Origin of the sequence: Bradyrhizobium sp. SZCCHNR1015 (assembly GCF_032489875.1) — a bacterium.
Lineage (GTDB): Bacteria > Pseudomonadota > Alphaproteobacteria > Rhizobiales > Xanthobacteraceae > Bradyrhizobium.
Genome location: NZ_JAUEYW010000003.1, coordinates 114,489 through 123,907, shown reverse-complemented (window position 1 = coordinate 123,907; position 9,419 = coordinate 114,489). Strand labels below are relative to the sequence as shown.

Below are 9,419 nucleotides of genomic sequence, written 5' to 3'. Positions count from 1 at the left end.
GAACGATGACAACACACATCCTTGGCCGGCTCGTCGGCAACACCGGTGACCCGACCAACCTCTCGATGGTGCTCAATTCTTCCTTCGCGGGCAGGCGAGGCGAATTTGTGCGCGTTCGCCATCAGGAACAGGAAGGTGAGGCGCGAACCGACGTGCTCGCGCGCATCGTGAGCATCAGCCGCAGCAACATCCTCTATAACTCTGGTCTCGGCCAGGCGGTCACAGAGCTTGAGCTGTTGCCCGGCGCCCATGTCACCGGCGAGCAGATTCTCGGCAAGCTCGAGGCGATCGGCTATAGAGACCCCGAGAACGGCCAGATCAAGATGCCCCGCCGGGCCTTGGACCCGGGCTCGCCGGTCGAGCCAGTCGACTTCCAGTTCCTGAGCGCCTTTTACGAGTTCCAGGAGCACTCGAGTCTGCATATCGGGAACTTGGTTGGCTACGAGCGCGGCGCCTCGGCGGTCCCCGTGTACTTGGAGGTGAACCGTCTGGTGACGGAGCACCTTGCTGTCCTCGCGATGACCGGCTCGGGCAAGTCATACACGGTCGGCCGAATCATTGAGCGCCTCGTGGCCATCAACAACGGCACTGTTGTTGTCTTCGATCCTCACGGCGAGTATGGACGCGCGTTGCAGGGCGGGCAGATGCACTTCAATGAACGCCCGGACGAACTCGACGACCAGCGCGATCGAGCGGCCCTGCCTGCTATCCGTGATGCGTTCTCGCGCTTGCGGGAGGCGGGGGCCGGCGTTTCGATCTTCAGCCCGCAGAACTCTTCGTTCCGGCAGAAGTACGCGGGTGAAAACCAGGAGCTCGCACTGCAGTTCGACCACTTCGAGATGGACGATCTCAGCGAGATACTGCCGGGGCTTACCGAGCCTCAGCAACGCGTGCTGGACGTGGCGATTCGCTACTGGATTGCCCATGAGACGACAGCGCCGCGTGATATCAACCGTCTGCGCTACTACCTCGGCGATGGCATCGATGACGTTCGGCAGTGGGATGAGCTGAGCCAGGCGGAGGCGACGGCGCTGAACGGTCGTAGCGCCGCGGTTGCTTCGATGAAGTTGTCGCGCGTGCTGCAAGAGGCGCAGAGCTTCTATCATTCAGGGCTTCCCGGAGCGACGGATATCTACGAGATGATCGGCCGGCCTACGGATCGTCGGGGGCGACTCGTCATTGTGGACCTACAAGGCCTCAGCGACACAGCGAAGCAGGTCATCACGGCGCTCATCTCGAGCGAGATCTTGCGTGCCGCTTCGAGCAAGACCGACCGCATCAGACCGTGCTTCATCGTCTACGAGGAGGCACACAATTTCGCGCCGGCAGGCGAACCCGCCGTCAGCCACCGCATCATCAAGAAGATCGCTGGTGAGGGGCGAAAGTTTGGTGTGGGCTTCGCCGTCGTTAGCCAGCGTCCCTCGAAGCTCGACCCCGACGTGACGTCCCAGTGCAATACACTGATTGCGATGCGGCTCCGAAATCCCGACGACCAGCGCTTCATCGCCAAGACCTCCGACATGGTGAGCGCGGCGGACCTCGACCAGCTTCCTGGACTGTCGACGGGCGAGGCGCTCATCTGCGGCAGGTCGATCCCGGCACCGCTCCTCGTTCGGGTCGGAACGAAAGCGCTGGTCCACGGTGGCGAGTCGCCGGAGGTGCTCAATCTCTGGGGGAGGTTCGGTGGCTGAGGTTAACGTCCTTCCCAGCCGGCTCACCGTCGAAGCCGCATCGTCCCATTTGCCGATGTGGACGGATTGGGGAGTTCGCGATGTAGGGCACTTCGTCCACAGCCTGGGCTGCACCTTCTTAACGGCAATTGGACGCGACCACGGGTTCACGGCGGTCTGCGAGGTGCCAGCGCCGCGCGATGGGCCATTTGCGCACGTCGAGGAGGACGTGCGCTCGGACTCTGTCTGGTTCGATAGGACGACGAAGCGCGTCGCGCTAGTGGCCGAGTTCGAGCGATACGCCGGCAAGCAGAAGGATTTGAGTCCGAAGGTCGAGACCCTGCTGCTCGCACAGCATCGATGGGCCTGCGAGAACTCAACCCTGCTGCTTGCCTATTGGAGCGTCGGCTTGGTGACGCTGCCCGATCACGGCACCCTTCGCAGCATCGCGCGCGATGGCTTCAGTGCGACAGGGGGGGTGCGTGTTCCCGGCAACCCGAAGGCTCGGCTCATCTTCTACCAATTTGTGGTTCGCGCCGGGCAGGACGGCCTGCTTCGGCTCGAGAACATCATCCGGCGAGGCGAAGCATGACGACCAAGTTCTTCGTTCCACGTGCTGACCGTCGCCTCGGCGAGCGCTACGAACTCGTCGAGTGCCTGGGCGATGGATCCTACGGATGGGTGTGGCGGGCGCAGCGGATCTCGGATGGCGCCATCGTCGCGGTGAAGATTCCGAAGGCGCAGGGCAAGCGGAACGAAGAGTTGGCCGAAGGATCGCCGCTCGTCGGTCAAGTGTCGCATCCGTACGTGGTCGACGTCTACTGGATGGGGCGGGTTCCGCCCGAGCGCGAGTGGTACGCGATCGAGATGGAATATTTTCCCTCCATCACACTCGCTCAGCTGCTGGACGACGGCGAGGAAGGGTTCGTCGCGAGCTACGGTAAGTTGCTCAGCGTATTTGAGCAGGTTCTCGAGGGCTGCGCCCACCTGCATCGCGTAGGCATGTCGCATGGGGACATCAAGCCGCAAAATATCCTCGTGTCGGCGGAGCAGGTGAAGCTGACCGATTTTGGCTCAAGCGTGCTGCCCCAGGACATGTACGCGCGGACGCGCGAGAACGGTGGAACGATTCTCTACTCGGCGCCGGAGATCGTCGGTGCGACACTATCGACCCAGGATATCTCATCTCGGTTCCTAAGCGACATCTATAGCCTAGGGGTTCTTCTCTATCATCTCGTCACCGCTCGGCTTCCACACGACACGTTGAGCCAAGTCGCTCGTCATGTGCCGTTTCCGCGTGCGCGTGAAGTCAACTCGTCGGTGTCGCAGCCGCTCGACGAGTTCATCGACCGATGCTTGAAGCTCATGCCGGAGGAACGTTGGCCGAATATCGATGCGATGCTCGATGCCTTCCGAGCGGTCCGGCGCGCGCAACTCCACTTCACGCCCACGCGGACATTGGCCGTGTCGCGCGCACCGCACGAGGACTGGTCATCGCAAGCCATGCGTCTTGTCGAAGCGGGAGACTACCGAGACGCCGAGCTCGTGGCGCGCGCCGAGTTCGAGTCGACTAGAGATGTGCAGGCCTTCCTGCTAATGGTCCAAGCCTCTTATCAGGAAGGTCGCTACTTCGACTGCATCCGCGATCTCGAGGCCCGGCCGGACGTTGTCGATGCCCAATCGTCTACGGGAGCCGAGTTGCGGCGTCTCGCGCTCTCGGCCTATCTCGAGGTGCGGCACGTGGACCGTGCACGAATGTTCGTTGCCAAGTGCCTTGCCGAAACGCCCAATGCACCCGACCTGCTATTGAAGCACGCGTCAATTCTTGCGCTCGACGCGAAATATGAGGAAGCTGCCGAGCAGCTAATGGCGCTCCATCGAAGGCTGCCGGGTAGACCCGCGATCCTTCGGCGGCTTGTGGCCATTTACGAGCAGATGCGCGACCTCGGAAAGGCTACAGCATTTCTACGCGCATATCAGAAAGTTGTGCCCGACGATCCATGGGCGACTTCGAAAATAGAACAGTTCCGCGCGATCGGCGTCGTATGACGACGCGCGAGGCGCGAGCCAGCGCTCGTTAAGCGCTCCTTCGAAGGATTTCGGTTTTGAACCTTCATCGATCGTATCGGGGAGAATGTTAGTCAACCAGTACGGCCACGGGTTTGTGGAGCGGCCGCGGTCGGGTCGGCTAAGCCTATACCGCGTCCAGCTAATGTTCTCTTTTGCGACGATCCGACGGGACGACACTCTGACTTTCGCAAACCGGTGCCTTATCCTTGAGAAGGGTCCGGCATTGAGGCCGCCTGCCCAGATAGCGGCCAATCTCTCGACCTTATCAGCAAGCGGATAGGGTATAGGTACAGCATCTCGGCGGCTCGAAGTGGCTGGCGCCGGTCACCGGTTTCCTGAGAGGTCCGAGTCCCGTCGGTTTCTGTGCGGCTCCCGAGTTCAAGCCGATGAGGTGCGTTATCGTGTCGAACACGGAAGCTTCCGCGGCTAGAGAACATCGTTAAGGATTCGATCATATCGATAGTTGCAAATGGGCATGATCAGTTCCCTACATTTCAATCAGTCCGTCTCGAAAGTTGCGAGAAAAGACCAATAATCGCTATGCGAAAGTTGTGCAGAAAACTCCTTCCGATTTCCGTCATGCTGCTCCTCGTCACGTTTGACACGGCAATCTCGGCGGAGAACGCGCCGCTGCCGGCTTCTCAATTGATGAAATTCGAAGCTCGCCCACCGAACCCCGCGTTGGCGTTCGTTTTGGGAACGACATGGACGATCTTCGCAAGTGGACCAATCGATGGCGACGCCGCTACTCGCTTGAGGGCCATGCTCAAGGAGAAGAATGTTCCTCTTCGCTCTACTATTTATCTCGATTCGCCGGGCGGCAACCTCCTTGCTGGCATGGAACTCGGACGAGTGATTCGAGACTACGAACTGCGGGCCGACGTCGGCCAGGTACGACCGGACACCGATCTCGGCCAAGCGGTCGGCCCGGGTGTCTGTTTTAGCGCCTGTACCTTGGCCTACCTCGGCGGCACCTTCCGATTCTTGATGACGGGCTCGCGTTACGGCGTCCACCGCTTCTACTTCGGCAGCCCGACGCCAGATGCGTCAGACCTCGCACAGATGGCTTCGGCCGCGATCATCCAGTACCTACGAGACATGGATGTTGACACACGCCTTTTTACTGCTTCCACCAGGGCTGGCGAGCACGAGATATTCGAGCTGAGCCGCTCCGAGTTGATAGAGCTTAACGTAGTCAACAACGGCGTAACTCGCCCACGTTGGACAATCGAGAGCAACCGGGCCGGTATGTATGTCAGGGGCGAGCGTGATACGACCTTCGGCATCAACAAGTTTATGCTTATCTGCGACGCAAAGAAGATTGTGCTCTACATCATCTTCGATCCGCAGAATCGTGAGAAGGAAGTGCTGAACTTCACGGCCGATTACCTATACATTAATGGCGCCAACACGCGAATCGATCAGGCTCGGATCGAGCGCAAGGTCGTCAATGGCTGGATCAATGCCTTCTACATGCTGTCGCGACAGCAAGTCGAAGCGATCGCGCGGGCTGAAACTGTGGGGGTAGCAATGCTCCCGACGCCGTCCTCGCCGATTTTCCTCGGTTTCGACGCGATGCCCGTCGGTCGGGATGGAAATGAAAAGATCCAGGGCTTTGTCGCTGCCTGCCGATGACGGTCTTTTTGGTCGCCGGCACTTACGGTCGTGCCGGCGGCAGTTACGGTTGTGCTCAAAGGTGTGGATGCCCTTAGCTGTGGCGATGCGCGAGCTTCTAATCGCTGTCCAGCGCAAGGCACAATGCATAGCAGCATGGAGAACCATCTTGCCGGCCATCGTGCGAGCGTCTAGTTTGAGGCCTTGGCTGGTTCACCCGTCGCAGTGAACCACACGCCAGCCGCGCCGCTGGAGATCTGGTAGCGAATGCCATCGGCAGTAGCCTCGCCTTCGGGCTTGTCCTTCAGGCCGACGAACAGCCGCGTCACGAATATGTTGTCCTTGGCAAGAGCAAGAGAAGGCGACAGCATCCGGGCTACGACCATGAACGACGATAGTGCTTTGAACGCCATAGCCGGATCATCTTCAGGTGCGTAGATCACCGTGACGCCGGTCGCGCGCGGATTTCCGTTGTCCGCACTGACGACAACACCGATGCGCTCGTTGATCCCGAACTGACAGGCGGTCCGTACGGCGGCGCTGCAGCCCTTGCTGGACGCACGCAGATCGAAGCCCATCGAGGCGGATCGATCATTGAAGACTCGGCCGAAGTCCGCCGCCACAAGATCGAGCCTCCGCGTGCCATCATCCCTGCTTGAGGCCTGATCGGGGTTCTGGGCAGGATTGTCTGACGCCAATTTCGTGACGGCACCTTCGTGCACCACGGCATCTGTCTTGCGCCGCAACTCCGCCAGCCGCTGTTCTGCGGCCGCGCGCGCTTGGTGAGCAGCTTCAGCCTCTTTGACGACGATGGAAGTTTTCCGCTCTTCCTCGTCGGCCTGCCTCAACAGCTCTTCCGTCGCGCGGCGATCTTGCTCCGCCTGCTCCAGCAGTCGCAACCGCGTGCGCTCCGATTTTTCGGCAGCTCGCCTGGCCGCGGCTTCGTCGCGTTCGCGATCCTCTCGAGCGATAGTCTCCCGCTGCTGGTCTTCGCGGACCTCGCGCGCTTCCTTGGTTCGTGCTGCCTGCTCCCGTTCCCGCTCTCTACGCGCGGTTTCACGCCGATCGGCCTCTGCGGCGATCTCTTGCGCCTCCTGTGCCGCCTTCACTTGGGGTTGCTCCTCCTGGGCTTGTCGCTCTTGGGCGAGCTCGCGCTCCGCTGCCATTTTGGCGGTGCGCGCGTCAGCATTTCTGCGGGCGGGTCCGACCACGTTCTCTCGCAGCTTCGCGACGACTTCTTCGATATGCGCGTCGATTTGCGCCTGTGTCGCGTCGAGCTTCATAACATTGACGACCGGGTAGCGTCTGGTGCAGGCGGCATAAACTTGCCGGAACTCCTCGACGTCGGCGTCGGTCCAGTCTGGCCCCGCCTTGCCCAGGAACGGCCGCCCGCGCAATGGGCTGCGCATCAGCATCAATGGTCCTGGGGAGCAGCCGCCCCGCGCGTCCAGCCACGATTGAACATAGCCAGCTCGAGCGTCATCGACGCGACAGATCAGTACCAGCGCTACACACGCCAACATCAAAGAAGAACGAAAAAGCATCTTTCCACCCAGACAAAGAACGCCTTACGGTTATAACGATTGTTTCTTGATCGCAGTTCCGAGACCGAACACGACGTAAACATCAACAGGTCCGACGAGCGTTTCGACAAGCATCGCATCGCTTGACCGATTGATTAGTCTAGTGTTGCCTATTCAGGCAACATGAAACATGTTGGCACATTCGGCGACCATATCCGCGGCCTCAGGGAAAAGCGGGCAGGTTTCGACAGCGCGTTTTCCCTTCGTCGGGTTGCGACCCGCTGCGGAATTACCCCGGCCTATCTCTCAAGGGTCGAGCGCGACGAGGTGCCTCCGCCGGGTGAAGAGACGCTGGTGAAACTGGCCGACGAGCTGGACGAAGTCCGCGATGTGATGCTGGCGCTTGCCGGCAAAATCTCGAGCGATCTGCGCGCGGTGATATTGGCGCGGCCCCGGCTATTTGCAGAGTTGATCCGCGCACTCAAGTCCGCGCCCGAGCATGCTGTGCTGCGCATCGTGCGGGAAGTGCGTGATGGTGAATGGTGAGAAGGAAAGATTGATGCCGACCCTCGAAAACAACCGCCTGGTGTTCCGATTTCCTCACATCGAGGAAAGCGCGCAATTCTCGATCGAATTTCAGCGCACGCTTCGCATTCCCGATACGAACAAAACTTATAGCTTGCCGCCCGGCCTCGGTGTCTTTCCGTTGCGGCATGTCGAGGATTTTGCGGATCGGCTCGATAACGCGACCATCTCGCGTGGCGGCGTCCTCATGCCAATGTGGCAGGCCGAGGCTATGTGGCTGAACTTCAGCAGTCGCGGGCCATACGACGGGCCAAGTTTCCCTGTTGCGATCAAGGTAGCGGCCGGCAAGATCAATGCTGTGAGCGGCGAAACGTGGAGGCCGGGTCTCAATCGGCATCCGCAGGACTACATGGTCTCGCCACAGCAGCCATGGCTGGATGGGTTTGCCGTCAAGCCTGGTGTAATCCGCCAGTTCGTCGCCATGCCGCTGGGGGATGGCTATACGGTCGAGCACCAGATATCCGGCACGGAGGAGTGGGGCGGTCTGCAGATACAAGTCGCCCCGCTCAAGAACCATGTCTGGCAAAAGATACGCGCGGCATGGAGGGAGAAAGTGCGTACGCCACATTTCGCTGAGGACAGGCTTTGCGATAGTAGCAGCCGCCTTATGGGATTGGGAGCTGGCGGCCTGATGAAACAGGCGATCTATCCAGATCAATTTCAGCTCGACGATTGGGATCTCGAATCGATGGATCGTGTTTTCGTCACACTACTCCACGCAAGAGATTGGAAATCTACCACTGGAGAAAGCGCTCCACATCATCCACCGACAGCGCAGGAGTATTCCAAAGCCGGTTTGCCGTGGTTCGACTATTATGGTTGCGACCAGGCTTCGCTTCCTGGAGGCGAGAAGCTGGCGTCGATCGCGTCGGTGGGCGAACTGTTCAAAATGAAGACCGGGGCTGCGATGCCGAATTGCGAAGACGTCGATACCGGAGTCCCAAAGATCGTGGGGCCGCGGCAGGTTCGTGTCGGCGAGTGGTAGGGTAAGGGTAGGGCCGTTGCGTTCAGGAAACCGAAGCCTGCTCGGGCACGGAGTGATGTCGTTGAGGCTCAGGAGATCATAGGTCGGCGCCTGGCATGGTGGCTTATCGCGCGCTTTGCTGCCCGCCGAACGGGATCAGCTGTCTGCGTGGACAAGAGCCACCAGCCGCTCCCAGCAAGAGCAAGCCTGATTGCCGGGCTCAGATGGTGTTGCCACGCCCGCGGCCGAACAGCAGCGCCTTGTGGTCGCTCTCGGGGAAGGCCGGAGGGACGTATCAAGCTTATCCTACAACGGTCCTTTCGTCCGCACGCTTTAGCAATGAATAACGCCGCTGTTGACGGGCGGGCCAAGCCCGAGGCGGTTGGTGGGGAAGGGGTTAACCCTACCCCCACCTACGCGCCCAAGACCTCTGGTATGCAGTCCGGGGCGGGAGCCGCTGAGCCTAGCATAACGGCCGATCTAGCGAGAACCAAGGCCTCCTCCGGCGGCTTACGGCACCTCGAACAAGCTTGGGAGGGCGTGCGTGCGCAGCCGCAGCAATTCACTCAAGGTGGGAGCCCTGCCGCAGGAACCTTGCCACGAGGTCTCGCGGTGCTTCTCGTTGGGCATCTGTCATAGGGCTCTTGATGAAGATCGGTGCGCTGCATTCGCGGTGGCGTATGCCGCGCACGCGTCTGGATCATGCCGACAATGCTAGCCTTCGGCGCGGCGCAATTCCTCTGCCCGCGGGCATCCACGATACAGGTGATCCCGATGACAACGTCCTCGGCGCTGCCGCGCGGCGCCGAGCTGGCCGATTGCCGGACTTCATGGGCGAGCAAGCTCATCGGGGCGTAACAGCTAGCCGGCGCTCTCGGCCCGCTTCTTCACCGTATTCGGGTGCGGCGTCGATCTTGGCGGTCGTCTCCGATCGCTGGTCTATCGCTCTCAAAGAGGCTTCCGGCGGTTACGCTGCCGCCCTGCGACCTTAGT

At 60.6% G+C, this 9,419-nt stretch carries 7 protein-coding genes; 6 read left to right on the top strand and 1 reads right to left on the bottom strand.

Annotated features, from left to right (window positions below):
• Positions 1-5: 5 nt before the first annotated feature.
• The 4 genes from QX128_RS07065 to QX128_RS07050 all read left to right on the top strand — a co-directional run bounded on the left by QX128_RS07065 (position 6) and on the right by QX128_RS07050 (position 5,375).
• Entirely contained in the window at positions 6-1,691 is a 1,686-nt protein-coding gene (locus QX128_RS07065; RefSeq protein WP_316237045.1) for an ATP-binding protein, read from the top strand.
• Complete coding sequence (locus QX128_RS07060) at positions 1,684-2,262, top strand: hypothetical protein (protein ID WP_316237044.1); 579 nt, start codon at positions 1,684-1,686, stop codon at positions 2,260-2,262. The genes QX128_RS07065 and QX128_RS07060 overlap by 8 nt, the downstream gene beginning before the upstream one ends.
• Positions 2,259-3,719 (top strand): protein kinase domain-containing protein, encoded by a 1,461-nt coding sequence (locus QX128_RS07055; protein WP_316237043.1) that lies wholly within the window; start codon positions 2,259-2,261, stop codon positions 3,717-3,719. Before QX128_RS07060 ends, QX128_RS07055 begins: the two co-directional genes overlap by 4 nt.
• A 600-nt stretch (positions 3,720-4,319) precedes the next feature.
• Entirely contained in the window at positions 4,320-5,375 is a 1,056-nt protein-coding gene (locus QX128_RS07050) for a hypothetical protein (RefSeq protein WP_316237042.1), read from the top strand.
• 170 nt (positions 5,376-5,545) lie between these two features.
• Here the strand turns inward: QX128_RS07050 and QX128_RS07045 are convergent, their stop codons facing one another.
• Positions 5,546-6,769: a hypothetical protein gene (locus QX128_RS07045; RefSeq protein WP_316237041.1), complete on the bottom strand. Its 1,224-nt coding sequence runs from the start codon at positions 6,767-6,769 to the stop codon at positions 5,546-5,548.
• Positions 6,770-7,060: 291 nt separating this feature from the next.
• Between QX128_RS07045 and QX128_RS07040 the strand changes: the two genes are divergently transcribed.
• The gene (locus QX128_RS07040) at positions 7,061-7,423 is read left to right on the top strand and encodes a helix-turn-helix transcriptional regulator (RefSeq protein ID WP_316237040.1); all 363 of its coding nucleotides are present in this window, start codon (positions 7,061-7,063) and stop codon (positions 7,421-7,423) included.
• Complete coding sequence (locus tag QX128_RS07035; RefSeq protein ID WP_316237039.1) at positions 7,410-8,447, top strand: hypothetical protein; 1,038 nt, start codon at positions 7,410-7,412, stop codon at positions 8,445-8,447. The genes QX128_RS07040 and QX128_RS07035 overlap by 14 nt, the downstream gene beginning before the upstream one ends.
• Positions 8,448-9,419 lie beyond the last annotated feature (972 nt).

Excerpts from the sequence above, each read along its gene's own strand:
- QX128_RS07065 (WP_316237045.1), top strand. The coding sequence starts at position 6 with ATGACAACACACATCCTTGGCCGGCTCGTCGGCAACACCGGTGACCCG.
- QX128_RS07055 (WP_316237043.1), top strand. The coding sequence starts at position 2,259 with ATGACGACCAAGTTCTTCGTTCCACGTGCTGACCGTCGCCTCGGCGAG.
- QX128_RS07050 (WP_316237042.1), top strand. The coding sequence starts at position 4,320 with ATGCTGCTCCTCGTCACGTTTGACACGGCAATCTCGGCGGAGAACGCG.
- QX128_RS07045 (WP_316237041.1), bottom strand. The coding sequence starts at position 6,769 with ATGCTGATGCGCAGCCCATTGCGCGGGCGGCCGTTCCTGGGCAAGGCG.
- QX128_RS07040 (WP_316237040.1), top strand. The coding sequence starts at position 7,061 with ATGAAACATGTTGGCACATTCGGCGACCATATCCGCGGCCTCAGGGAA.
- QX128_RS07035 (WP_316237039.1), top strand. The coding sequence starts at position 7,410 with ATGGTGAATGGTGAGAAGGAAAGATTGATGCCGACCCTCGAAAACAAC.